The sequence below is a fragment of the Vibrio sp. SBT000027 genome, assembly GCF_963894355.1.
GTDB lineage: Bacteria > Pseudomonadota > Gammaproteobacteria > Enterobacterales > Vibrionaceae > Vibrio > Vibrio splendidus.
Map to the genome: position 1 here is coordinate 430,642 of NZ_CAWQGD010000001.1, position 26,315 is coordinate 456,956.

The 26,315-nt window shown below is 44.5% G+C and carries 16 protein-coding genes; 9 read left to right on the top strand and 7 right to left on the bottom strand.

Annotated features, from left to right (window positions below; translation table 11 throughout):
• The first annotated feature begins 17 nt into the window (after nt 1–17).
• Entirely contained in the window at nt 18–14,645 is a 14,628-nt protein-coding gene (gene rtxA / locus AACU28_RS01875; protein ID WP_121602227.1) for an MARTX multifunctional-autoprocessing repeats-in-toxin holotoxin RtxA, read from the top strand.
• A gap of 58 nt (nt 14,646–14,703) precedes the next feature.
• On the opposite strand, the gene AACU28_RS01880 is transcribed toward rtxA, so the two are convergent.
• On the bottom strand, nt 14,704–15,135 hold the full coding sequence (locus AACU28_RS01880) for a PACE efflux transporter (protein WP_086050531.1): 432 nt from the start codon (nt 15,133–15,135) through the stop codon (nt 14,704–14,706).
• Between the two features lie 130 nt (nt 15,136–15,265).
• Between AACU28_RS01880 and AACU28_RS01885 the strand changes: the two genes are divergently transcribed.
• A complete protein-coding gene (locus tag AACU28_RS01885) occupies nt 15,266–16,156 on the top strand; it encodes a LysR family transcriptional regulator (RefSeq protein ID WP_121602228.1) in 891 nt (296 codons plus the stop codon).
• Between the two features lie 77 nt (nt 16,157–16,233).
• Here the strand turns inward: AACU28_RS01885 and arsB are convergent, their stop codons facing one another.
• From arsB to AACU28_RS01900, 3 genes are all read right to left on the bottom strand, one after another.
• Nucleotides 16,234–17,289: an ACR3 family arsenite efflux transporter gene (gene arsB, locus AACU28_RS01890; RefSeq protein WP_086050533.1), complete on the bottom strand. Its 1,056-nt coding sequence runs from the start codon at nt 17,287–17,289 to the stop codon at nt 16,234–16,236.
• A 101-nt stretch (nt 17,290–17,390) separates the two neighbouring features.
• A complete protein-coding gene (locus AACU28_RS01895) occupies nt 17,391–17,732 on the bottom strand; it encodes an ArsR/SmtB family transcription factor (protein WP_017092734.1) in 342 nt (113 codons plus the stop codon).
• 134 nt (nt 17,733–17,866) lie between these two features.
• A complete protein-coding gene (locus AACU28_RS01900; RefSeq protein WP_121602772.1) occupies nt 17,867–18,391 on the bottom strand; it encodes an HPP family protein in 525 nt (174 codons plus the stop codon).
• Between the two features lie 138 nt (nt 18,392–18,529).
• Here AACU28_RS01900 and AACU28_RS01905 point away from each other — a divergent pair, with 138 nt between their 5' ends.
• The 4 genes from AACU28_RS01905 (at nt 18,530) to AACU28_RS01920 (ending at nt 22,062) form a co-directional block, all read left to right on the top strand.
• Nucleotides 18,530–19,114, top strand: coding sequence for a TetR/AcrR family transcriptional regulator (locus tag AACU28_RS01905; protein WP_121602229.1), 585 nt, complete (start codon nt 18,530–18,532; stop codon nt 19,112–19,114).
• A gap of 78 nt (nt 19,115–19,192) precedes the next feature.
• On the top strand, nt 19,193–19,990 hold the full coding sequence (locus AACU28_RS01910) for a Cof-type HAD-IIB family hydrolase (protein WP_121602230.1): 798 nt from the start codon (nt 19,193–19,195) through the stop codon (nt 19,988–19,990).
• A gap of 181 nt (nt 19,991–20,171) precedes the next feature.
• Nucleotides 20,172–20,819 (top strand): DsbA family oxidoreductase, encoded by a 648-nt coding sequence (locus AACU28_RS01915; protein WP_121602231.1) that lies wholly within the window; start codon nt 20,172–20,174, stop codon nt 20,817–20,819.
• A gap of 34 nt (nt 20,820–20,853) precedes the next feature.
• Entirely contained in the window at nt 20,854–22,062 is a 1,209-nt protein-coding gene (locus AACU28_RS01920; protein ID WP_121602232.1) for a winged helix-turn-helix domain-containing protein, read from the top strand.
• Nucleotides 22,063–22,090: 28 nt separating this feature from the next.
• Here the strand turns inward: AACU28_RS01920 and AACU28_RS01925 are convergent, their stop codons facing one another.
• Entirely contained in the window at nt 22,091–22,948 is an 858-nt protein-coding gene (locus AACU28_RS01925; RefSeq protein WP_102575455.1) for a LysR substrate-binding domain-containing protein, read from the bottom strand.
• Between the two features lie 106 nt (nt 22,949–23,054).
• On the opposite strand from AACU28_RS01925, the gene AACU28_RS01930 reads away from it, so the two are divergent.
• The 3 genes from AACU28_RS01930 to AACU28_RS01940 all read left to right on the top strand — a co-directional run bounded on the left by AACU28_RS01930 (nt 23,055) and on the right by AACU28_RS01940 (nt 24,891).
• Nucleotides 23,055–23,378, top strand: a complete 324-nt coding sequence (locus tag AACU28_RS01930) for a putative quinol monooxygenase (protein ID WP_102483327.1) — start codon at nt 23,055–23,057, stop codon at nt 23,376–23,378.
• Nucleotides 23,379–23,381: 3 nt separating this feature from the next.
• A complete protein-coding gene (locus AACU28_RS01935; protein ID WP_121602233.1) occupies nt 23,382–24,356 on the top strand; it encodes a Gfo/Idh/MocA family protein in 975 nt (324 codons plus the stop codon).
• A 196-nt stretch (nt 24,357–24,552) separates the two neighbouring features.
• Nucleotides 24,553–24,891, top strand: coding sequence for a Fis family transcriptional regulator (locus AACU28_RS01940; protein WP_108192289.1), 339 nt, complete (start codon nt 24,553–24,555; stop codon nt 24,889–24,891).
• Nucleotides 24,892–24,976: 85 nt separating this feature from the next.
• Here AACU28_RS01940 and AACU28_RS01945 read toward each other — a convergent pair whose 3' ends face one another.
• Nucleotides 24,977–25,876 carry an AraC family transcriptional regulator gene (locus AACU28_RS01945; protein ID WP_121602234.1) on the bottom strand — a complete coding sequence of 300 codons (900 nt, stop codon included), beginning with the start codon at nt 25,874–25,876 and terminating at the stop codon, nt 24,977–24,979.
• A 136-nt stretch (nt 25,877–26,012) separates the two neighbouring features.
• Complete coding sequence (locus tag AACU28_RS01950; protein ID WP_017078551.1) at nt 26,013–26,255, bottom strand: hypothetical protein; 243 nt, start codon at nt 26,253–26,255, stop codon at nt 26,013–26,015.
• Nucleotides 26,256–26,315 lie beyond the last annotated feature (60 nt).

Sequence of the window (26,315 nt, forward strand, 5' to 3'; positions counted from 1 at the left end):
AATTTAGAGTTTTTTTTATGGGAAAACCATTTTGGAGAAGTGTTGAATACTTCTTTACAGGGAATTATTCCGCCGATGAAGGTAACAACAACATTGTTGCTATCGGTTTTGGCGGCGAAATACATGCTCGTGGAGGTGATGATCACGTCACTGTCGGTTCTATTGGGGCGACGGTTTATACGGGTAGCGGAAATGATACGGTAGTAGGTGGTGCGGCATATCTAAGAGTAGAAGACTCTGTTGGCACCCTAAATGTAAAAGGTGCTGCCGGGTACGCGGACATTAACAAAAGTGGCGATGGAAACGTTTCATTCGCTGGCGCTGCTGGCGGAGTTTCTATTGATCATCTAGGTAATCGCGGTGACGTAAACTATGGCGGTGTTGCTGCATATAATGGGATAACCCGTAAAGGCCTAAGTGGTAATGTGACATTTGGTGGTGCTGGTGGCTATAACAGCCTTTGGCATGAAACAAACCAAGGTAATTTATCCTTTACTGGAGCTGGGGCCGGTAACAAACTTGATCGAACTTGGTTCAATCAATACCAAGGCTCTCGCGGTAATGTGACGTTTGATGGTGTTGGCGCTGCTAACAGTATTAGCTCACGAGTAGAAACGGGTAATATCACTTTCCGTGGTGCTGGTGCCGATAACCATCTCGTTCGAAAAGGTAAAGTCGGTGATATAACATTGCAGGGTGCGGGCGCATCAAACCGTATTGAACGTACGCGACAATCGGATGATGTCTATGTGGAAACACGTGGCAACATTCGCTTTGAAGGTGTTGGCGGATACAACAGTATCTATTCTGATGTGGCACACGGTGATATCCATTTCTCTGGAGGCGGGGCTTACAACAAGATTACCCGTAAAGGGTCTGGTAACGATTTCAAAGACGAAGGGTTAGCCAATGCCAATGCCGATGAGATCGTTCTGACTACTGCACAAATGCATGGGTTATCGATTGGTAATGGGAATAAGTTCCATTCTGTTAAGGCAATAAAATCAGAACGAGAGGCAAATACTTACTTGTTTGCTATCGCTGATGGTACTTACACCAAAATTAATAAAATTCGTCTCTATAATGACTCGGAAACTGGAAATCTTAAGTACTACTCAGAAGCTTGGTATAAGCGTGGAAATCATTTAACTAGCCTTGCTCGATCCGATGTTTCTGGTTCAGGTGGATTTGAGTCAAATCCAATCAATGGCGGCTACACCCTATCTAATATCGAACTCGAACATCAACAAGTGTTTACGATTCATGCTATTGAGAAAGACCTGACTGAATATGAATGGGTTACATACGCAAACGGTGCCTTAATCGATGCTGAAGATGTTGTTTTGGCCGATGCAAAAATGGGTGGCCATGCTATTTCTACAAATGGCACAACAGTTGATGTTAAAGGTGTTAAGTCAAATCGCAAATCAAACACGTATGTATATGCGAAAGTGCTTGGCCCTTATACAAAAATTGTGGTGGTTGAATTAGCGAATGATTCAGAAACTGGCGAGTTAAAGTACCAGGCCCGTTCTTGGTACAAAGAAGGTAATTACACCGGAAATTTGGCCAATGAGGATATTTCGTCAGCAAATGGTTATCACTCAATGGGTCGAGGTGGATATTCGCTGAGTGATCTTCAGTACAGTGTAAATGCGGTAAGAAGTACTAGCGAAACGGTCGCAGATATTGACGAGTACAATGAACAAGCATTGATCAAACCTGCTACAGATACCGGTGAAAGCTCAGGAGATGTGCGTTTTAATGGTGTTGGTGGTGGTAACGTCATCAAATCCAATGTTACCCGCGGTGATGTTCATTTTAATGGTGGAGGGATTGCCAACGTTATCCTTCACAGCTCTAAGTTTGGTGATACTGAATTTATTGGTGGTGGCGCGGCTAACGTTATTGTTAAAAGTGGCGATGAAGGCGATCTCACTTTCCGTGGTGCTGGCTTGGCTAACGTATTAGTCCATCAGAGCAAGCAAGGCAAAATGGATGTCTATGCAGGCGGTGCGGTCAATGTATTGGTTCGTATTGGTGATGGCGAATATTTAGCTCACTTACTTGCTTATGGCAATATTTCAGTTCACAAAGGTAACGGTAATAGTCGTTTGACTATGCTAGGCGGCTACAACACGCACACCCAAATTGGTTCTGGCAACGGGCTGTGGTTAGCGGTCGGTGGCTTTAATGTCATGACACAGGTTGGTAAGGGTGACATCGCATCTGTACTTGTCGGTGGCGCGAATGTCATGACTAAAGTGGGTGACGGTGACCTCACGGCAGGTATGCTTGGTGGTGCCAATATCATTACTCATATTAGCGGTGATGATACGGCCTCAAATACGACCGCAGTCGCACTTGGTGGTGCAAATATCCTAACCAAAAAAGGCAATGGCAATGCGCTTGCCGTTATGGGAGGAGGCGCTAACGTACTTACACATGTTGGTGATGGCTCGACAACTGGCGTCATGGTTGGTGGGGCGAACATTCTAACCAAGGTGGGCGATGGTGATACCACTGGCATTATGTTGGGTATTGGTAACGTACTGACTCATGTCGGCGATGGCCAAACAATTGGCGTAATGGGTGCTGCGGGTAATATCTTCACCAAAGTAGGCGACGGCACTTCAATAGCAGCTATGATCGGCGTAGGCAATATCTTCACTCACGTTGGTGAAGGCAACGCGTGGGCGCTAATGGGTGGCCTAGGCAATGTATTTACCAAGGTTGGTCATGGTGATGCATTAGCGCTTATGGTCGCGGAAGCCAATGTCTTTACGCATATTGGTGACGGTACAACAGTCGCATTAATGGTGGCGAAAGGTAATATTGCAACCAAAGTGGGCAATGGTACTTCGATAGCCGCGATGGTAGGTAACGCAAATATATTCACTCAGGTGGGTAACGGCAGCACGTTTGCTGCAATGCTTGGCCAAGCCAATATCATGACTAAAGTGGGTAATGACCTAACTGCTGCATTAATGATCGGTAAAGCGAATATCTATACTCACGTTGGTGATGGCACAAGCTTAGGTTTATTTGCTGGCGAACTAAACGTGATGACGAAAGTGGGTAATGGAACAACCTTAGCCGCGATGTTTGGTAAAGCAAACATTATGACTCACGTAGGAGATGGTCTTACTGGCGTACTAGCCCTTGGTGAAGCGAATATCATAACGAAAGTCGGTGATGACTTCATGGGTGTTGTCGCAGCTGCGAAAGCAAACGTAGTGACCCATGTTGGTGATGCAACAACCGCAGCTGTGTTGGCGGGTAAAGGTAATATCTTAACCAAAGTTGGTGAAGGAACCACCGTTGGTTTACTGATATCAAAAGTGGGTAATGTCATGACCCATGTGGGTGATGGTACGACTATTGGTTTGGCGAAAGGTAAAGCTAACATCATCACAAAAGTGGGCGATGGATTAGGCGTTAACGTGGCCTGGGGACAAGCAAATATCTTCACTCACGTCGGTGACGGTGATCGATACAACTTCGCCAAAGGTGAAGCGAACATCATTACCAAAGTAGGTGATGGCCAAGAAGTTTCTGTGGTTCAAGGTAAGGCGAATGTCATTACTCACGTCGGTAATGGCGATGATTACACGGGGGCTTGGGGCAAAGCGAATATCATTACGAAAGTGGGTGATGGCCGTAATGTTGTTTTAGCGAAAGGTGAAGCGAACATCATTACTCAAGTGGGTGACGGAGATAGCTTCAACGCACTTTGGAGCAAGGGCAATATTGTCACTAAAGTCGGTGATGGTATGCAGGTCACGGCGGCGAAAGGTAAAGCTAACATTACGACAACCGTGGGTAATGGCCTGAGTGTAACGGCGGCCTATGGTGATGCGAATATCAACACCAAAATTGGTGACGGTATTTCAGTTAACGTTGCATGGGGCAAATATAACGTCAACACCAAAGTGGGTGACGGTCTAAATGTTGCGGTGATGAAAGGCAAAGCAAACGTGAATATTCACGTAGGTGATGGCTTAGGGATTAACGCTTCTTATGCCAGAAATAACGTTGCTATCAAAGTGGGTAACGGTGATTTCTATAGCCTAGCCGTCGCGTCAAGTAACACGAGCAGCAATAAGCTTTCCGCACTGTTTGATAATATTAAACAAACTCTTCTTGGAGTGGGTGGCAGCCAAGCGATTAATTACCTAGTTCAAGGTGATGAAGCTTCGTCATCAGGAATTCAGAAAGGGCGAGGTGCTATTTCAACGCCTGAAATCACGAAACTTGATGGTTTCGCTCTGGATGAAATCGAAGAAGTAGGTTCCGAACTAGGAGACGGGCTAAGTGGAAGCGTGACTAACGTTGAAACGCCTGATCTCAGCAGCATGGAAAATGAACTCAACATCGAAGAGTCTTCAGATCAAACGCAAGCGCCTAACCTGATCGTTAACGGCGATTTTGAACAAGGTGGCGACGGTTGGGAATCTACTCATGGCGTAGAAGCATCATATTCAAGTAGCGCTTATGGCGTAAGTGGCGAAGGCCATGGCTCACGTGTAACAGAGCTAGATACTTATACTAATACAAGTCTTTCTCAAGATTTAACGGATTTAGCGGAAGGTGAAGTCATTGCGGTTAGCTTTGATTTTGCGAAGCGTGCAGGCATTTCAAGCAATGAAGGCATAGAGGTTCTCTGGAACGGTGATGTTGTATTCTCAACCTCTGGCGATGAAGCAGCTTGGCAACAAAAAACACTTAAGTTGACTGCAAATTCTGGCAGCAACCGAATAGAATTCAAAGGCACAGGCCATAATGATGGGTTGGGCTATGTTTTAGATAATGTGGTGGCGAAATCTGAAACGTCACACCAAGCTAATGCTGTTGCCGATAATGCGGAACAAAATCAAGCTGCAAAAAATGCAATGTCTGACAAAGAACGAGCGGAAGCCGATCGCCAGCGTTTAGAGCAAGAAAAGCAGAAACAACTTGAAGCTGTATCAGGTTCTCAGGCTCAATTAGAATCAACCGATCAAGAAGCATTAGAGAGTAATGGTCAAGCGCAGCGCGACGCTGTGAACGAAGAGTCTGAAGCGGTAACTAAAGATTTAACGGCAATGGCTCAAGGCCTTGATGTACTTGACAACAAAGCTGAGTATACGGGAGTGTCTGGTGATCATTGGCGCGATCGTTTTGCTGGTGGTCTTCTAAAGGATGTACAAACCCAATTAGACAATGCCAAAGATGTGTCTGGTGAGCAGATCGCCGATGCGAAACAGGCTCATAAAGACAACCAAAAGAACGTCAACGATTCGGTGGCTAAATCAGAAGCAGGCGTTGCGAAAGGCGAAGATAATCGTTCTAGTGCAGAGCAAGATATTGCGGACGCTAAAGCCGATGCTGATGCACGTAAAGCAGAAGCGACCACGAAAACCAATGAAGCTAAACAAGCTGAATCGAATGCCAATAATTCAGCTAGAGACGCTGAAGAACGTGGTAATAGTGATGCAAGAAATGCTGAAAATAAAGCAAATCAAGCACAAGCGGACGCGAAAGGTTCTAAGCAAAATGAAAGTGACCGTCCTGATCGTCAAGGTGCCTCTGGCAGCGGCTTATCTAATGAAAGTCACTTTACTCAAAGTGAAGAGACAACCAGTAGCGATGTCGACACGGTAAATCCACAGAGTGCCGACGGTCGATTCAGTGAAGGATTAACCGACCAAGAACAAGAAGCGTTAGACGGTGCGGTACAAGCCGTAAATCGACTACAAATCAACGCAGGCATTCGTTCTAAAAATACCGGAAGCTCAGTCACTTCTCTGTTCACTGAGAGCAATGCCGATAGCATTGTGCTGCCGACTACGCACTCTCAGGATGTGGCTCGAAAAGAGATCCGTATTTCAGGGGTTAATCTTTACGGGTTGGGCGAAACGGCTGATGTTTCAGCTTCGATAACGAAAAACGTAGACGGTTTTAAATTCTCATTACTTGGTCCTGACGATGTGAGATTTGTCGACTCGACTAAGAGACATCTTGGCAAACTTTCAACTGATTTACCTAGCAAAGAGCTGAAAGCTGTAAGAAGTCACATTCAGTCAATTCAGCGTATTCCATCTGAAAGTAACCTTGCTGTATTAGAGCTAGCTGTTGAACAATGGCAGCAAAATAATCCGAAAGAATTTGCTCAACGCGGTGAGATGGTTAAGACACTTCAGTTTGAAATTGTGTCGTTGCAAAGCCATATTCAGAAAAACCGTTCGAAGGATGCAGGTATCTTTGGTATTGCAATCGATCCAAAATCTGTCGAAGCGTTTGAGTCTAAGGTCGTGTTTGATGGTGTTGGCCGTGTAATTGGTTTAGTTGAACCTCTAGCTGATGCCCAAATTAATAGCTTAAAGTCTCTTGAAGTGGTTTCTCCGACTCTGACGAATTCAACATCGGACAGAGAAACGGCAAAAACTGAAAGTGAGAGTATTGTTGAGTTTATTTATAAATTAGGTCAGGTAGAGAGTACAGAAACCTCTACGAGTGAAATAAACAAGTTAGCAGATCAAGCTAAGACGCTATGGATGAGCGGTAATGTGACTCAAGACAGCGCCGTTAAGCTGTTTACGGAAGCTAATGACAAGCTTGCTGCGCACCCTAAACTTCAAGTTTTGGCAAGCAAGTTGCTTTTTGATGCAAAGAAAGAAAAAGAAATAGGTCAGTACTTTGATAACTTGTTTGGACGCCGTTTTGATTCTGAAATAGCTCATGAGTTGGTAAAAACACCGACAGATAAAGCGATTAATACTTCAGCTCAAATCGGGAATAGCTTAGTTAATGATTTCGACGAGTGGATGCATAGCCTGTTACCGGACGCGGCGGATGACGCCCTGAGAGCTGAGCGAATCCAGACAAAAATGGAAGAATTTGCCCAAGCGATAGCTCAAGATGAGCGACCATGGTTTAGCCGAGTACCTACCTTAACTCAATTCTTAGATACACCGAGCCATGCCAACTTCAAGACCATGATGACACAGGTTGATGATGGTTTCGGAGTGATTAAAGTTCCTTTCCTTGCTGTAAAAATGGCAATTACCCCTGGCTTGGGGATGGAAATGGCTCCGTGGAAAGCTGAAGGCGATCGTTTTTATCAAAATGTGATCACCAAAGCTCGCTCAACCAATACAGTAATCTCATCAGGGGTTGATGGTGAAAACCAAGTTAACCTTATTGAAAAGAAAACCAGTGATTATGGTACAGCGCTTCATTACCAGCCGAAGGGCGATACTTACGATGACTTTAAAGAAGGTCGTAGTGTTGCGGATGGTCGAATTCTTAACCCGGGCAAAAAGACAACCTTTGAAAGCAATGCGTTGAATAATGGTCTCTCGGTAGTGACGGGCGCGTCGGGTTCAACCAATATCATGACCCACTTGAACCAATATATTGCGAGTAAGAATCCAGGATTCTCTGTTGATCAAGCGTATCTGAATACATTGTCTTTCCTAGTCTTTGACGGCGGTCACTCAGTCAACGAGAGTCTTGCTGTGTACAAGGCTCTTCAGGAAACGGGAGATGATCGCAAAGCTGTACTGGAAAGCTATACCGCTAATTATCAGGATCTGATAGATCTAGTTGATGATAGCTCGAAGGGCACAGTGCGTGATGCGTTGGACAACGCCTTGGGTAAAACTCTTGAGTTCTACAAAGAGCACGCAAACTCCGCATCAAACGAGTTAGAAGCTCTTGGTGGTAAGCGTAAACCTATTTCAGAACGGAACAAAGAAAACGTAGCGATTGAAAATGATGGTACGCCACCGCGCGACAAAGAGTCTCTTAGCCCGTTAACTCGATTCCTAAACAATGAGTTGTTCGGAACTAAAGATGCTCGTCGTAAGGTTGATGATATCACCGAAACATTGCTAGGGTTTGCTGTCGAAAAAGGCGAGTCTCAAAAAGTGACTCTGAAAGGTGAAGCTGGTCGTTTGTCAGGATACTTCCATAAGGGGGCTAAAGCATCTGAAGGCGAAGAGAGTGTTGGGAACGGTAAAGTAGTGCTGTTCCTACACGGTTCTGGTTCATCCTCAGAAGAACAAGCGAGCGCAATTCGCAGTCATTATCACAAGCAAAATATTGATATGTTGGCTGTTAACATGCGTGGTTATGGCGAAAGCGACGGTGGGCCGAGTGAAAAAGGTCTCTATCAAGATGCCCGTACTATGTTCAAGTATCTCGTGAATGATAAGGGTATAGACCCAAGTAACATTATTATTCACGGGTACTCTATGGGCGGTCCGATTGCGGCTGATCTCGCGCGTTTCGCTGCTCAAAATGGTCAAGCTGTTTCGGGCTTGTTATTGGATAGACCAATGCCGAGCATGACCAAAGCGATCACTGCGCATGAAGTGGCGAATCCGGCAGGAATTGTTGGAGCTTTGTCTAAAGCGGTCAATGGCCAGTTTTCCGTAGAGAAAAACTTGAAAGGTTTACCGAAAGATACGCCGATCATGCTGTTAACTGATAATGAAGGTTTAGGCGGTGAAGGTGAGAAGCTTCGTGCCAAGCTAGCGGTATCTGGCTTTAATGTGACCGGTGAGCAAACCTTCTATGGCCACGAGGCGAGTAATCGCTTGATGAGCCAATACGCTGAGCAAATCGTATCTGGTTTGTTTGACGCAGACCGCGTATCAGCGGATGCAAGCGACGTACTAAAAGGCATCAAAAACGACCTTTCTCGCTACGGTGAAGCACTAAAACCAGACACAAAGGTGCCAGGTAAATCAAAAGACATTCGCACTACCAAAGATTTCTTGAATGGTTACAAAATTGACCATGCGAAAGATATTGTGGAAGGTTTTAGACCTGATATGAATATCAAGCAGTTAGTGGACCTATTGGTCGAAGGTAACTGGAGTGCAGAACAGAAAGGTGCGCTTGCTTGGGAAGTCGAAAGCCGAGGTTTGAAGGCAACGTTCCAAGCTAAATCGGAGAAGCATAATCGCTTATTCCGTGACGTGGCGTCTTCAGGAGTCACTGACGCTAAAGCCAGTGAACAACTTGCTCCTCAATTGTTGTTATTGAATTTATCAAACGATGGATTTGGTGGCCGTTGTGATCCGCTATCTAAGCTGATACTTGTCGCTAAACAGCTAGAAAGCGATGGTCAGGTTGGCGTGGCGAGAAAGCTGTTAGAAAAGATGTATTCAACAGCTGCAGTCTTAAGTAACCCTACGCTCTATTCGGAAACGGAGAGGGCAAACGCCAGTAAGCTAATGGATAGCCTTGCAGCGATCCATACTAAAAACCCAATGCATGATACTTCTATGAAAGTATGGCAAGAGAAGCTTGAGGGTAAGAAAGCTCTAACGGTTACGGGTGTAATTGAAAAGATCACAGACGTTTCAGTTGACAACAAGCCTGTCTTATTAGAGCTAGATGCTCCTGGTCATGCAATGGCTGCTTGGGCAAAAGGTGATGGAGAAAATCGTGTTTACGGTTTCTATGATCCGAATGCAGGTGTTGTAGAGTTTTCATCAAAAGACAAGTTTAGCACTTATTTAACTCGCTTCTTTGGTAAGTCTGATTTGGATATGGCTCAACGTTACAGACTACCAAAAAATGATGTTGGAGAAGCTATTTTCAACCGTGTTGTGGTGATGGACGGCAATACGTTAGCTACTTACAAGCCTACATTAGGTGACAAGACGACATTGCAGGGAATTCTTGATTTACCTGTCTTTGACGCAACACCAATTAAGAAGTCAACAGAAGTAAAAGTAACGGACCTTGAATCGTTAGGAAACAAGACAAAATTAGTCGTTGATTTGTCTACCATTATGACGAAGCAAGAGTTGAAAGATGGCGGTAAAGTCTTTGCTAAACCGATTGGTGCTTCTTATCAAGCCATCTTGGATCAAGTTGAATTAGTGCATAGTTCTATTGGTCGAGATCAGGTGGGGGCGAGTTTTGAACTGAACAAGCAGATCAATAATTATTTGGCCGAACATCCAACCTCTGGACGTAACCTTGCGTTGACGACATTGAAAGAGCAAGTAAGCACGGCGCTGTTCAGTGGCAAGATGAAAGTAACCCAAGAGAGCATTGATGCTATTGCACAGACGCGAACTGATGTGGCCGCTCGTATTTATGTTGTTGCTATGGAAGAAGCAAATGGCGAGCATGTTGGCCTAACGGACATGATGGTGCGCTGGGCTAATGAAGACCCATACTTATCGCCAAAACAAGGTTATGCAGGAGAAACTCCGAGTGACTTGGGCTTTGACGCGAAGTATCACATCGAGCTTGGTGAACAGTATTCTGACTTTAAACTATGGTTAGAAAAGTCACAGTCTGCTGACTTGCTTAGTAAAGCTGTTTTGGATGAGGCAACACAAACCGTTCACCTTGGCTATAGCTATCAGGAGCTTCAGGATTTGACGGGGGTTGAGTCGGTACAAATGGCTTTCTACTTCTTGAAAGAAGCCGCTAAAAAGTCTGACTCAACGACCAGTGATTCCGCTGAAATGATATTGCTGAAAAAATTCGCTGATCAAGGCTATATATCTCAGCTTGAGACAGATCGTATGGATCACATTGAGGGTATATATCGCAGCAGTCATGAGACCGACGTTGACAATTGGGATCGCCGTTATTCTGGTGCTGGTTATGATGAGTTAAGCGACAAGCTTGCGGGTGCGAACGGCGGTGTTGAAGAACAATTGTCAGTACTTCTCAATGAGCGCAAAGGCCTCTTAATTGGGGAAGTTCATGGAAGCGATGTGAATGGTCTGCGCTTTGTTAATGAACAAATGGACGCGCTCAAAAAGCAAGGTGTGACAGTCATCGGCTTAGAGCATCTTCGTTCCGACCTTTCCCAACCACTGATCGACAACTATTTGTCCACAGGCATTATGTCTAGTGAGTTGAGTGCAATGATCAAAACTAAGCATTTAGATATTACGTTGTTTGAAAACGCCCGTGCTAACGGGATGCGTATTCTTGCTCTAGATGCAAATAGTACAGCGCGACCTACAGTTCAAGGTACAGAGCATGGCTTGATGTACCGTGCTGGTGCTGCGAACAACGTTGCCGTCGATGCATTGCAAGCTCTTCCTGATGGCGAAAAGTTTGTCGCTATCTACGGGAAAGCGCACTTGCAGTCACATAAAGGCATCGAAAGCTTTGTTCCAGGTATTACCCATCGTTTAGGGTTGCCTGCACTTAAAGTGAGTGCCTCGGATCAGTTTGTCATCGAACAAGATGATAAGACTTTACGTACTGTCTACGATGATGTGGCGAACAAACCTAAGATTGATTTCCGAGCAAGCTTAAATGGCTCGGATGACACGGTTAAAAACAAAGACGTTAACAGTTGGGAACGCCTCATAGTATCCCCTCAATCTGACGGTGGTGAAACGCGTTTTGACGGTCAAATCATTATTCAAATGGAGAATGATTCTTCGGTTTCCAAAGCAGCTGAAAATTTAGCAGGCAAACATCCAGATAGTACCGTGGTTGTTCAGCTAGACTCAGACGGTAATTATCGTGTGGTTTACGGTGACCCGTCTAAGTTACCTAAAGACAAGTCAACTGGACAATTACGTTGGCAACTAGTTGGTCATGGTCGTGATGAATCTGAAAACAATAATACTCATCTAAGCGGTTACAGCGCAGATGAGTTAGCCGTGAAACTAGCAGCGTTCAATCAAGCGTTTAGTGAGGCTGAAAATGTCAAGGCTAGCCCTGATTATATTAGTGTAGTCGGTTGTTCGTTAATCAGTGATGACAAACAAAATGGCTTCGGAAGACTTCTTATTCAATCGATGGGTGACAACGATATCCGTAGCGATGTTTCTGTCCGTAGCTCAGAAGTTGCTGTTGACTCGAATGGTCGTAAACATACCCATGACGAAAATGGTCATTGGGTACAAAAAGAGAAAAGCAACAAAGTGACACTTAGCTGGGATGAACAAGGCGAAGTGACCGAAAAACATGAACGTATAAGAAATGGTATCGCAGAAGGAGACATCGATCTTTCTCGCGTAGGTACCAGCGACGTTGATGAGACCGCTCGCGGCGCAATTGCTGAAAACAGTGATGTGTTCAATGCACCAGAAAAACGCAAGAATGATACAGAGTCCTCATCATCTGGTAGCAGTAAGAGCAAGCTCAGTTATTCTGGCAATATCCAAGTTAATGTCGGTGATGGTGAGTTTACTGCAGTTAACTGGGGCACTTCGAACGTTAGCATTAAAGTCGGCACTGGTGGCTTTAAATCTCTCGCTTTTGGTGACAACAACGTGATGGTTCACGTTGGTGACGGGGAAAGTAAACACAGCTTTGATATTGGCGGATATCAAGCTCTAGAAGGCGCACAGATGTTCATCGGTAATCGTAATGTGAGCTTCAATTTGGGGCAAAGCAACGATCTTATTGTGATGATGGATAAATCAATTCCTACGCCTCCTCTGGTTAATCCGTTTGACGGCGCCTCTCGAATCTCTGGTGTGTTAAAAAGCATAGCGAGTTCAGGTGAAGGTCAAGATTGGTTAGCTGCTCAAGAGCAGCAGTGGACATTATCTGGGGCTAAAAAGTTCGTTAAAGATATGTCTGGCTTAGATCAGAGTAGCAGTGTTGATTACACAAGCTTGGTTGACTTGGATTCTCAAAATGAACGCAGTAGCCGCGGCTTGAAAAATGACGCTGAAGCGACGTTAAACAAGCAATACAACCAGTGGTTAGGCGGAAATGATAACTCTGACTCAAGTAAAATGAGTCGTGCAGATAAGTTCCGTCAAGCGAATGAGAAGCTAGCGTTTAACTTTGCTGTTGGTGGCCAAGGTGCTGATATTCAAATGACGACGGGTAACTGGAACTTTATGTTCGGTGATAATATTCAGTCGATTCTTGATACCAATTTGGGTTCGTTGTTTGGTCTTATGACTCAACAATTTTCCACAACGGGGCAAGCTAAAACAACGTTTACTTACAGCCCCGAGGATCTTCCTCGTCAGTTAAAAAACAAGCTTCTAGGCCAACTTGCCGGTGTAGGTGCAGAGACGACGCTAGGTGATATCTTCGGTGTGGATTACACAGCTGCAGGGCATATTGTGTCTCGTACTGGCGAATCAGTAGATGGTGTCGCAATCCTAAAAGAAATGCTGGAAGTTGTTGGTGAGTTTAGTGGCGATCAATTACAAGCCTTCGTTGACCCAGCTAAGTTGCTAGACAACCTAGAGTCGGGCGTCAATATGGGTGCTGACGGCATTAAGACGTTCGCAGAAACACACGGCTTGAAAGAAAAAGCACCGGAAGAGGAAGAAGATAATTCATCCGTTTCTGTTAATGGCACTAATGTCGCTGGAGATCAGGATAACGGCGATGCAATAACGGCAGATAGCTCCGCTAAAGAAGATCGTGCATTTGGTTTTAATTCGCTAAATCTACCTAATTTGTTTGCGACTATTTTCAGTGAAAATAAGCAAACAGAAATGAAGTCGCTGGTGGAAAACTTAAAAGAAAACCTGACGGCTGATCTACTGAATATGAAGGAGAAAACATTTGATTTCCTTCGTAATAGCGGTCACTTGCAAGGTGATGGAGACATCAACGTTTCTTTAGGCAATTACAACTTCAACTGGGGTGGTGATGGTAAAGATCTCGGCGCGTACCTAGGAGATAACAATAACTTCTGGGGTGGTAGAGGTGATGATGTCTACTATGCGACAGGAACATCTAATATCTTTACCGGCGGTGAAGGCAATGATATGGGTGTGCTAATGGGACGTGAAAATATGATGTTCGGTGGCGAAGGCAATGATACAGCCGTCGTTGCTGGACGAATCAATCACGTGTTCTTGGGCGCGGGTGATGATGAGTCGTTTGTCTTTGGTGAAGGTGGCGAAATTGACACTGGAACTGGCCGTGATTATGTCGTCACATCTGGTAACTATAACCGTGTTGATACAGGCGGCGACCAAGACTACTCAGTTACGATTGGTAATAATAACCAAGTTGAGTTGGGGGCTGGTAATGACTTCGCCAATGTCTTTGGCAATTACAACCGTATCAATGCTAGTGGCGGCAATGATGTTGTTAAGTTAATGGGTTATAACGCGGTGCTCAACGGTGGCGAAGGTGATGATCACCTAATTGCTGCTGCGCTTTCTAAGTTCAGCCAGCTCAATGGTGGCGAAGGAAGTGACGTGATGGTACTTGGTGGATTCCAAAATACCTTCAAGGGCGGCACTGGCGTAGATAGCTTTGTTGTAAGTGGTGACGTCATTGACAACCTCGTTGAAGACATTCGCAGCGAAGACAACATTGTTTTCAATGGGATTGACTGGCAGAAATTGTGGTTAGAACGTAGTGGCTATGATCTTAAATTGTCGATACTGCGCGATCCTGAAAGTGATACTGACCAAGCCAAGTTTGAACACATTGGTTCTGTCACTTTCAATGATTACTTCAATGGTAACCGTGCGCAAGTTGTTGTGGCGATGGGAGAGCAAGGCACATCCCAAGATGATACTGTGTTGTCCAATAATGCGGTTGATGCATTAGTTCAAGCTATGAGCGCTTTTGAGCCTCAGGCTGGTGATAATGGCTTTATCGATAACCTTGATAGTAAATCTCGCGTTGCGATTACAACAGCATGGTCCGATGTATCTAAAGGGAACAGTGCTATCTCGTAGCAAATAATCCCTACTTTAGGTAAATAATATGAGCCGTCTTCTTTTGAAGACGGCTTTATTAATTCAGCACACTTACTTTTCCTTTCGCTACCAATTGATCTCGAACTGAGTCATACGCCCAGTTGAACGCTATCGCGTAAAGTACGAAGAAAATAACTAGGCCGATGTCCATGATCAGTACGGTAAGGAAGTCGAGTTGTAGAACCCACATCAAGACAGGTAGAGTCACTGTCATCAACCCAAGCTCAAAACCTAATCCGTGCAGAACACGTGTTTTCTTGGTTCTTTTGCTTCGGTCAGCTCCGTAAATTTTGTCGTAGCCATAGTTGTAAGCGTAGTTCCAAGCCATTGCTATCAATGATATTACGAGCGCTAAGCCTGCCATTTCGCCTGCGCCGTTTCCTGTAATATAGGTTGCAAGCCCTGCCATCAAAACCAAAGCAACCAATTCAAATAGCACCATGTGCAACATGCGTTCTTTATGTGACATTTTTCTAACTCTCTTTACGATTAAATAGCCGCCGATGGGCTAATGACTTGGCTAGATAATATCTATTTAAGTGATAATATAAAGATAGTTATTATCACATTTAGTGATAATAAGTTTTGGGAGAAACCGAATGTACAACATTGAACAGCTGAAAATGTTTGTGTATGCCGTTGAATTAGGGTCATTTTCTGCCAGTGCTCGTCATTTAGGGAAGGTGCAGTCGGCGGTAAGCCAAGGCATCAGTAATCTTGAAATAGATTTTAATGTTGAGCTTTTTGATCGTTCGACTCGAAAGCCTTCACTAACCAAAGCAGGCGAGCAGTTATTTAAACAGGTGAAAGCGATCGTGCTTCAGGTTGAAGATCTGAATGTGACGGTTAGTGCGATGGGTAGCGGTGAAGAGGGGCTCATCAAAATTGCATTAGATGATTCATTACTGGTTCCGAACTTATCTAAGATCCTTAGTCAGTTCAGTCAACAATTCCCTGCTACTGAAGTTGAACTGGTTGCGTGTACCACAACAGAGGTCAATCCGTTAATTATCGAAGAGAGAGCCGACATTGGATTGATGTTTACCAACTTGGCTTTTGATGTCGGTTCTGAGCCATGCTTTATCGGTCACTTACCGTTTATTGCTGTGTGTCATCCAAGTCATGCGCTCGCAAAAACAGGTGTGGCGAAACTCACTGACTTACTCCCGCATCGTCAGTTAATGTTGAGGGGAGACAAAGGTAAGGTGATGGATCAGTTTCCGATGATTGCCGGTAAGGTGTGGTGGTCAAACAGCTTTATTGTGATCAAAGAGATGGTACTCGGCAGTGATATTGGCTGGGCATACTTACCCAAGCACCTTGTCGAAGAGGAGCTGAATAAACAGCGTTTAGTGGAAATTAATGTCTCATTCGATCACAAAACATGGTCGCCACCCGTTGATCTTGTTCTGTCTAAAACACGCTCAAAAGGTCCTGCGTTACTTTGGCTTGAACAAGCTTTGAAAGGCTTATTAGACGAAACTGAATAAAGAAAAGGCTCACCGCTTAGCGTGTGAGCCTTTCTGTTCAAAGTGATACTGATTTTTGTAAGAGCTAGATGTAGATGCTAGACGCTAGGTTTAACCGTCTGACCGTTGTAGTACTTGTCTTTCATCTTAAGCGCCACGTTCACTAGGTAAATCAGCACAGGTACTTCAATCAGTGGACCGATAACACCTGCAAACGCTTGGTCTGAGTTGATACCGAATACTGAGATAGCAACAGCAATCGCTAGCTCGAAGTTGTTACCTGTCGCTGTGAATGCAATTGATGCGTTCTTGTCGTATTCAATACCCATCTTCTTACCAATGAAGAAGCTGATGAAGAACATCGCTGTGAAGTAGATAGTCAGTGGAACCGCAATCAACAATACGTCCATTGGCAACTCAACAATCATCTCGCCTTTTAGGCTGAACATCAGAACGATAGTCGCAAGTAGCGCAATCAGTGTGATTGGAGAGATACGTGGAATAAACACGTCGTTGTACCACTGCTCGCCTTTCATTGACACAAGGATCTTACGGCTCAAGAAGCCCGCTAGGAATGGAATACCTAGGTAGATAAGTACACTGTGTGCAATGTCGATCATCGAGATATCAACCATCATGCCTTCGTAACCGAATACCGGTGGTAGAACGCTGATAAATAACCACGCCATAAAGCTGTAGCTCACTACCTGGAATGCACTGTTTAGAGCAACCAATGCCGCGCCGTACTCTTTGTTACCACCACCGATGTCGTTCCAAACCAGAACCATCGCCACACAACGAGCAAGACCAATCAGAATTACGCCGACCATGTAACCTGGGTGGTCACCTAAGAATGTTAGCGCCAACACGAACATCAGAATAGGGCCAACAAGCCAGTTCATGATCAGAGATAGTTTGATGGCTTTCTTATCTTTGACCACGGTGCCTAATAGGTTGTAGTTAACCTTAGCAAGAGGCGGATACATCATTAAGATAAGGCCAATCGCAAGCGGAATGTTGGTGGTACCAACCGACATCGATTCATTCCACTGTTCGATCTGTGGGAATAGGGTGCCAAGCAATACACCAAGGCCCATGGCAATAAAGATCCACAGTGTTAAGTAGCGATCTAGAAAACCTAACTTTGGTTTCATGATAATCTCTCTTTGTTGATATCGTTAATCGTCGAAAAACGATATTTAAAGGCAAAAAATACGCTTAGTTTATTGTATTCGACAAACTAAGCGCGATAAATCTATTTCAAAATGGTGTCGATTAGCGATTCAAATTGCTGAATATTATCTCGATTAATGCGGTAGCACATCTTCGGTGGTATCGATTCAGCAGTGATGAAACCAGAGGTTTTCAAGATTCTTAGGTGCTCTGATACTGTCGATTGCGCCAAACCTAATTCGCTAACCAAGTCACTGTTCAAACAGCCCCCCGATTTTTCTAGCGTTGAAAGGATACTCAATATACGAACTCTTGCCGGGTGAGCGAGCGCTTTGGCCAGAGCTGCCATTTGCGTTTCAGCTTCGGTATCACCATGTCCGATTGGTAGAGCGCAGCCACCAGTTGTAGGGCAAGTTTCGTTCATATTGATGTTTCGCTTTCCATAATCGTTAAAAGACGATTAATAGTAAGCCCATTTTATACAAGGGTCAATGTGATCTTTCAATTTGCTCTTAAGTTGGATACGAAAATCGTTACTTACTATTGAAATTCAACGGACTAAGACTTAGATGAACCAAACCAGTATAACGGCCATTTTTGTTGTGAATTGCTGTTATTCAATAACGCACCAATACCGACCAAAGCGATGCTGCCGATTAATACTGGAGTAAATAAGAACGTCCAATCCACATGCGTAGTACCTGCTAAAGCTATCACAATAGGATTAGCGCCAGCAGGTGGGTGAACCGCTCGAAAGTATTGCATTAGCATGATGGATGAGCCGACGGCGATTGCCATGGTTAAATAGGCATCCCCAAAGCCATATAACGCGATTAGACCAACAGCAGCCGAAATAAAGTGGCCTGCAATGACGTTTCTAGGTTGAGCTAACGGCGATGTAGGCACCGCAAACAGCAGTACGCACGTCGCACCAAATGGAGCCATTAGCCACGCAACCCCAGAACTTTCTGCTAATAAACACAAGATTAAGATACCCAGCGTACCGCCAATAAAACCTTTAATCAGTTGGCTTATGCTTGCTTTCGGAGGAAGAGCTCCACCACCAGATAGTTTATCGATCATAATCATTTCCTCTTGTTATCTCTTTTTATTGAAAGTGTACAGATCTGTACCATTTGATCTGGATGATACAGATCTGTACACTTCTTGCAACGAGAAATTGAGCTCTACGATTTCAGAGCGATTTGAGGTTGATGAACGATGAGTAAAAAAGATTTGATTCTGGATGTAGCGGAGTCGCTATTTAATCAGTATGGCTATACCGCAGTTGGAGTGGATATGATCCGAGACGAGGCGGTGGTATCTAAAACCTCCATGTACCGCCATTTTGGCTCGAAAACCAAACTGATTGAAGCGGTGTTAGAGAGGCGTCATCAGCGTTTCGAGTCGAGTTTAGAAGCGGTGCTATCATCAACTTCTGGGATACAAAATCAACTCGATGCGCTGTTAGATTGGCATCTTGCGTGGTTTGAACAACCTGACTTCAAAGGCTGCATGTTCATGCACGCACTAGCCGAATTTAAAGAGTCGGAAGATGACATTGCGATGCTCTCACGACAGCACAAGGTTTGGCTCAAAAACAGCATTCGTGATGTGGTAAGAGGTAATGAAGAAGTAGACACTGCAATACTCGAATTACGCAGTGAATCGGTTATGACTTTTATCGAAGGACTTATTGTAAGAAGTGAGTTTGGTCAGCTTGATTCAAAGTCAGACTCAAGCCATCATTCGAAGAAAAAAGCCTATCGAAAAGCATTGCATTCACTGGCTACTCTAGCGATATAATCGAACGTAGAACCGTTACACAAGATAACGAAAAATCATAATTTGCACTTTAATTTTTACTAATAGGTAAGCCCTGAAATGCCACAACAGAACATCAAATTTATCGCTGCTGATATGGACGGTACTCTGCTTAATGAACACGGAAAGTTAGACCCAGAATTTTTCAACCTTTACGAGCGCTTAGAAGCTCAAGATATTATTTTTGCTGCGGCATCGGGTCGCCAGTACTACAGCTTGATGGAAACCTTTGCCCCGCTAAAAGATCGCATGATGTTCGTTGCTGAAAACGGCACATTGGTGATGCACAAAGGCCAAGAGCTTTACAGCTGCTTACTTGATACTGATGCCATCAAAGAGATCATTAAAGAAGCTCGTGCTATTGAAGGCGCGCATGTGGTGCTATGTGGTAAGAAATCGGCGTACATCGAAACCAAAGACGAACTCGCTCTAGCGGAGATCTCTAAGTACTACCATCGCCGTGAGCAAGTAGAAGACTTACTGACGGTAGAAGATGAATTTATTAAGGTGGCTATTTGTCACTTCGACGGTTCACAAGAGAAAGTGAACCCAACTATTGATGCCAAATTCGGTGAGAACTACCAAGTGGTGGTAAGTGCAAAAATTTGGTTGGATGTGATGAACGCTGAAGCGTCAAAAGGTGCGGCGATTAAACATCTACAAAACACATTAGGTTTCACTTACGAGCAGACCATGAGTTTTGGTGACTACCTTAATGACTTGGAAATGCTTAAGGAGAGCTACCACTCTTACGCGATGGAAAACGCACATCCAAAGCTGAAAGAGATCGCTCGTTTTGCTGCGCCAAGTAACGTGGATGCAGGTGTGTTCCAAGTGCTAGAGAAGCTGCTAGCGTAACGCGGTTAAGCTCCAACAGATTTTTATTAAAGCCAGCTCGGTAATATGAGTTGGCTTTTTTGTTGGCTACAGATCCTGTTAGTTAAATTTGAACGATTGTTCAGGTTGTTGTAGTCTGAAGATAAATTGGATGCCTGCTTATACAGCGGACATGCCTTATCAATGATCATTTGGAATGACGATGAGCAAGAAACTTCAACTCGATATTATTTCTGACGTAATGTGCCCGTGGTGCGTGGTCGGTTACAAAAACTTAGAGCAAGCTATTGCTGAGCTTGGCTTAGCAGAGCAAATTGAACTTGAATGGCAGCCGTTTGAGCTCAATCCTGATATGCTGCAAGAGGGTGAAAACCTGCGCGATCACATCATGAGAAAATACGGCTCTAGTGCGGAAGAGAGCCAAAGTTCGCGTGAGCAACTTGCGGCTCGTGGCAAAGCGGTTGGTTTCGATTTCAATTTCTATGACAGCATGAGAATGGTCAATTCCCGTCATCTGCATGTGCTTCTCGATTTCGCACTGGCGCATGGTAAACAGACTAAGTTAAAGCTACGCTTCTTTACCGCTCACTTCACAGAGCAAAAAGATCTGTCTGATCTTGAGGTCATCGCGCAAGAACTTGAAGCGGTTGGGCTAGATTCAACGAAGGCATTGAAGCGCCTAAAGAACACCGACAACTTGAAGCAAATTGAAGCGCAAGAGTTTGAATGGCAACGCATGGGGATCTCAGCTGTTCCTACTGTGGTGTTCAATCGTAAGAGTGCAGTGACGGGCGCGCAGACGGTAGAAACCTACAAGCAGATTCTTCAAGAGCTTGTTGCTGAGTCATAAACGGATCATTAGTATCAATTAGAGTCTGAATTTCATGGAATCACTGTCACTAGCTCAAGCGCAAAAAATTGTACTGCTTTCGCAAAAGTTGCCACCCAAAAAGTTACCACCTAAAAAGCAACGTAATGGGGGCGCTTTGGCGAATACGCTGTCTGCGATTGAAAACCTTGGATATGTGCAAATTGATACCATCTCTGTGATTCAGCGTGCCCACCATCATACGTTGTGGAATCGCAATCAAGACTACCAATCGAACCATCTTGATAAGTTGTTAGAGCGTCGAGAAGTGTTTGAGTATTGGTCTCATGCCGCCGCGTATTTACCCATGCGTGACTTTCGATTCAGCCTACATCGCAAGAATGGCTTTGCGATCGGTAAGCTCAAGCATTGGTATAAAAAGGATGACGCACTGATGGCTCATGTTCTCAAACGTATTGAGAATGAAGGGCCGTTGATGGCGAAAGATTTTGAAGGGGATAGGCCAAACCCCGGCGGTTGGGGCGGTAAACCGGCCAAGCAAGCGTTAGAAACATTGTTCATGCAAGGCGACTTAATGGTGCCAAGCCGAGTGAATTTTCATAAGGTGTATGACCTAACCGAGCGAGTTTTACCGAGCGGAATTGATACCTCTGAACCGACAGAACAAGAGTACATCGAGCATCTAATTACGCGTTATTTAGAAGCTAATGGTGTCGGAATAGCGTCGGAAATGAGCTACCTGCTCAAGAACACTAAGTCTCTGATTCAGAAAACACTCCAACAGATGCTTGAAGATAAGCAGGTTCTGAAAGTAGAGATTCAAGGCTCTGATTACTATGTCCAGCCTGATGCGTTTGAGTTGTTGAATCAACCCCTTTCCAGAACCAAGCTAAAGATACTGTCTCCGTTTGATAATCTGTTGATTCAACGAAAGCGAATGCAATCATTGTTCAACTTTGACTACCTCCTTGAGTGCTATGTGCCAGAGGCCAAGCGTCAGTTTGGTTACTTTAGTTTGCCGATTCTGTGGCAAGGTAAGCTGGTGGCGCGAATGGATTGTAAGGTCGATAGGAAGACCCGTTTACTCAATATTCGTAACTTGGTTGTTGAAGACAAAGTTAAAAGTCATGAGTCATTGATTCACGCTTTGTGCGAAGAACTTAAACACTTCATGGTGTTCAACCAATGTGATGAGATGATCGTCCATAACACCACACCTTCTGAGCTTGGTAAACGCTTGATGAGCCATTGGCAAACAGTCTAGCGGTCTTTGTTGTTTAGAAAGCGGTTAGTTACTCAGAAAGAGCGGCTAATAAAAATTCGACAAAAGTTCGGTTCTTTAAAGAAAGTTGCTTAGTTTTGTAGAGCAAGTGAATCGGCTTTGGTAACGGCGCCATGCCGGGCAAGATCTCCAATAGCATCCCACGCTCAATTTCTTCGGCAACTAAGATAGTCGGCTGTAACAACACACCTACGCCTTGTAGAGCAGCATATCGCAACACATCACCATTATTCGACATCAAGCGCACACGCTCTTTATTCGGTGTGGCGTGAGGGGCTTGGCTGCTGTAACTGAATCCAAGCGATGGGTGCTGCGCCAAGTCTTCTAGTACTCTGATTTCAGCATGTTGGTTTAGGTAAGCGGGCGCGGCGCAATAACACATCTCATAATCCCCTAAGTATCTGGCGACCAAACTTGAATCGGACAGCTCACCAATACGTACAATCAAATCAATATCTGAAGAGTAAGGATCAACAAGGTCATTATTCAACATCAAATCAACGTTAATGGTTGGGTGATGTGCGAGAAACTTAGCTACTATTGGAGCGAGTACTTTGTTCCCATAGGTGACAGGGCAGTTTATTTTTACTGTGCCTTGCGGTTGATTTTCCAAGGTTTGAATGAGGTTTTCAGCATTGCTGATGTCTTCGAGAATTCGCTTACATTCTCGGTAATAAAGCTGCCCTGAATCGGTTAACGATTGCTTACGCGTGGTGCGGTGGATCAGCTGAGAGTTCAAACTGGTTTCTAAGGAATGGACATGCTTACTGATCATGGTCGCCGACAAGTTGAAGTGGTTTGCGGCGCTACGAAAGCTGCCTTGTTCCACTACGTAGACGAAGACTTTCATGCTGGTTAACTTATCCATTGAACACTCTTGGTTGATAAACAATAAACAAAAGGTGAGTTTATCAATTATTAGGGGTTAATTATATTAATGGCAAACCGATAATTAACTAAAATAAGAGCGTGAAATGCCTCAAACGAATGAAACCATCTTTGTTACTGCCGAACTTAAGATCAAAACCAACATAGAGCGAGCTGCTGCGATCGAAGCTATCGAACAGTTTTGTTTAGACATGCAAAGCGAACCGGGCTGCCTACAAGCGATTGCAACCTATGATCAAAGCCAAAGCGATCGTGTGATTTTGCTTGAGCAATACGCTAACCGTGCAGCGATCAATCAGCACTTTGTGATGCCTCATACCAAAGCGTTTATTGAGCGTGGCATTACCGAGTTGGTTCAAGCATTCGAAACGCAACGTGGACCTATCAAAGCACAAGAGCAGGAGATCTAAGACATGAAATGGGGAATCCTAGGAACCAGCTTTATCTCAGGCGTAATGGCGGATGCGATTAAAGGCGATGCTCAAAGTGAACTGTATGCCGTCGCTGGTCGTACTGAAAAAACATTTAACGAGTTTGCTGCCCAATACCAACCAACACGAACCTTCAACAGCTATGACGCCTTGATTGAAGATGAGTCGGTCGACATCATCTACATTGCCCTACCAAACCACGTTCACCACGAATACATGATTAAAGCCGCTCAAAAAGGCAAAGCGATCTTGTGTGAGAAGTCTCTGTCGGTAGATATGGAAAAAACCGAGCAAGCTCTACAAGCGGTGAAAGCATCTGGCGTGTTCTTCGCAGAAGGTTTGATGTATCTAAATCACCCGCTTATCGCTAAGCTTCATCAAGAGTTGGCAACCGGTGAGATTGGCGAAGTGCGCTCAATCCAAGGTTCCTACGTTGCGGCGATTGATCAGTTCGTAAATCCTGCAAGTAAAGGCGCGTTGTACAACCTGGGTTGCTATCCAATGTCGCTGATTCATTCTGTTGCGCAGCAGCAATCTGGCGAGAGTGTGTTCGATGATGTGCAGATCTCGGCAATCGGCCGACGTGGCCAAGATGGCAATATCTGTGAATCGTCGGCGATGATGCGCTTCAACGACCACTTCACTGCTCAAATCCATACTGCAGAAGACCACGGCTTAAAGCATGGCTTCACGATTCTAGGCAGCAAAGGCTGTATCACACTCGACACCAACCCATGGCTACCGACGGCAGAAAATACGTTTACGGTAGAGATCTATGAGACGTCGACACGTGAAGTGAAAGTCGAAGCGCAAGGCGATGGTTTCCATTATCAAGTGCGTAATATCCGCCAAGCGGTTGAGCAAGGTGACACACAACTTGCTGCGCCAATGGCGACTCATCAAGACTCTCGCGTAATCATGAAGTTACTGACTGATTGGGAACAAGCGGCGAGCTAAGATCTTCGTAAATTCTATATTCGCCTCATGTTTGATTGCCCCGTCAGTGATCAACATGAGGTTTTTCCCTATATCTTCTAGTCGACTCTCCCAATAAATACTTTGCATTTGAAACCGCCACAGTGTCCAATATCAGGTAGTACAAAACTGACCGAAAAACCTTATTTTTTAAGGTGTTAAATAGGACCTTTGCCGCATGCGTAAATCAGATAAGAAAATCGAGAATCAAATCAGAGACGTGTTAACTGACGTGTGTGAAGATACGTTGAAAAGCTACGATGGTTTTCTTTGGGTGACTCATACGGTCAATTTCTCTTCATTCCCGCAAAGTTTGAAAATCGTCTGTGTATTCGATACCAATCAGGATAGAACGAACTTCTTAGAGGGAGGAGGGCAGCAGGAGGTCTCTGTTGTTATCCAAAAGGCGTTTAGTCAGGTTGGGATTACATTGAAGAATATCGATAAGCACGTCAGTTACGATACACAAGAAAATTGCGACCGCGACCATCAAGGGAAATGGAACCATAGACTTTAAGAAGCTTTCGTAAGAGTCCTTATTGGTTCGTTAACTAAAGAACGAAAGCCTACGCGAGGTAGGCTTTGTTACTGAATTTTGTTTGTTATTTAATTGCGGTGCAGAAGCTAACGTCTGAATGCTGAGTTTGTGGATTGTAGCTGTGGTAGAGCTCAAAGCAAGGACGGTCTTCGGTTTCGATACCGGACTCTATGACCTTACTCATCAGGTCATCCCACGCTTTAGCGTATTGGCTTGGCTCTGTGATTTTTTGTCGCATTACTGCATATTGCCCACCGGGAAAATCTTTTAATTCGATCCCACTTGGCACTTCAGTGTCGTCTGAAACCATCAAGCAGATGTCTGTTCGGCACTTATCTGTTGGAGTGATTTCTGGATTGTCATGATAGATAAAGATGCAACTATTACTCGCTAGTCCTTTCATTTCTGCCCATTGATAAAGACGACCGCTTGGCTCTTCATAGCCTTGCCCATAGGGGCCTGTCACTCGTACATACGCCAGTTTTGATGCTTCAAATTGTTGTGTTTTCATTGTCATACTCCATGTTGAAAGTTCGGAGTTAGTATATGAATTGCCGTCAGTTGCATCGTTTCCATTCTTGCGCAATGAGTGTCCAATCTTGCTATTTCGAGTTAGCTCGCTGAACGCTTGGTAATCTTCGCAATCGCGAAATGCACTCGGTGTTACACCGAAATGTTGTTTGAATGCCTTGGCAAAGCTCTGAGACGATGAAAAGCCATAATCCAATGCGACGTTAATAATAGGTTGTTTGGATTTGAAGAGATCATTGGCTGCCGCTTCGAGTCTCAATCGTCTGATGAAATCAGCAAGCGTCTCGCCTTGAACGGCCTTAAAAGTACGATGAAAATGGTAGGGTGAAAAGTTGGCTAACGCCGCTACCTCTGGCAGGTTTAATGGCTCATTAAAGCGTTTTTCTAGATAACGGATAACGGGAATCAGCCGTTTGTGATAGTCAACTTTCATTGTTTTTCTCGCCTGTCTGGCCTTGTTTTGATGTTAGACAGAGAGCCTAACCTATCCAAACAGAGTTGCAATATTCACAGTGTAAAGGTGAGATGGACAAAGGGGATCATGTGATGAACTGGGGGGACAGAAGGCTCTAGAGGTTTTGCATATCGACTGATTGATGATTGAAGCCAATTGATCTTGCAGCATTAAGCAGAGCTTGTTGGGTTTTGAACACTCTTGGTTTCAGCTTTCTGTCAGACTCTAAGAAACTATTTACTCCCCATTTATTGCTTCGAACCATTAGATAATAACCATCATTATTTGGAGAGTTAACGGCGACGGCTGATTCTAGATCACCACGCTTGAAGTGATGTTTAAATTCGCGCAACAACATAAAAATTCCATTTTAGTAGATAAAGAAAAGGGAGCTCATGCTCCCTCTTTGGTTGATTTT

Excerpts from the sequence above, each read along its gene's own strand:
- AACU28_RS01940 (WP_108192289.1), top strand. The coding sequence starts at position 24,553 with ATGCGTAAATCAGATAAGAAAATCGAGAATCAAATCAGAGACGTGTTA.
- AACU28_RS01945 (WP_121602234.1), bottom strand. The coding sequence starts at position 25,876 with ATGAAAGTTGACTATCACAAACGGCTGATTCCCGTTATCCGTTATCTA.
- AACU28_RS01900 (WP_121602772.1), bottom strand. The coding sequence starts at position 18,391 with ATGATCGATAAACTATCTGGTGGTGGAGCTCTTCCTCCGAAAGCAAGC.
- AACU28_RS01905 (WP_121602229.1), top strand. The coding sequence starts at position 18,530 with ATGAGTAAAAAAGATTTGATTCTGGATGTAGCGGAGTCGCTATTTAAT.
- AACU28_RS01895 (WP_017092734.1), bottom strand. The coding sequence starts at position 17,732 with ATGAACGAAACTTGCCCTACAACTGGTGGCTGCGCTCTACCAATCGGA.
- AACU28_RS01930 (WP_102483327.1), top strand. The coding sequence starts at position 23,055 with ATGCCTCAAACGAATGAAACCATCTTTGTTACTGCCGAACTTAAGATC.
- arsB (WP_086050533.1), bottom strand. The coding sequence starts at position 17,289 with ATGAAACCAAAGTTAGGTTTTCTAGATCGCTACTTAACACTGTGGATC.
- AACU28_RS01910 (WP_121602230.1), top strand. The coding sequence starts at position 19,193 with ATGCCACAACAGAACATCAAATTTATCGCTGCTGATATGGACGGTACT.
- AACU28_RS01880 (WP_086050531.1), bottom strand. The coding sequence starts at position 15,135 with ATGTCACATAAAGAACGCATGTTGCACATGGTGCTATTTGAATTGGTT.
- AACU28_RS01920 (WP_121602232.1), top strand. The coding sequence starts at position 20,854 with ATGGAATCACTGTCACTAGCTCAAGCGCAAAAAATTGTACTGCTTTCG.
- AACU28_RS01915 (WP_121602231.1), top strand. The coding sequence starts at position 20,172 with ATGAGCAAGAAACTTCAACTCGATATTATTTCTGACGTAATGTGCCCG.
- AACU28_RS01935 (WP_121602233.1), top strand. The coding sequence starts at position 23,382 with ATGAAATGGGGAATCCTAGGAACCAGCTTTATCTCAGGCGTAATGGCG.
- AACU28_RS01950 (WP_017078551.1), bottom strand. The coding sequence starts at position 26,255 with ATGTTGTTGCGCGAATTTAAACATCACTTCAAGCGTGGTGATCTAGAA.
- AACU28_RS01885 (WP_121602228.1), top strand. The coding sequence starts at position 15,266 with ATGTACAACATTGAACAGCTGAAAATGTTTGTGTATGCCGTTGAATTA.
- rtxA (WP_121602227.1), top strand. The coding sequence starts at position 18 with ATGGGAAAACCATTTTGGAGAAGTGTTGAATACTTCTTTACAGGGAAT.
- AACU28_RS01925 (WP_102575455.1), bottom strand. The coding sequence starts at position 22,948 with ATGGATAAGTTAACCAGCATGAAAGTCTTCGTCTACGTAGTGGAACAA.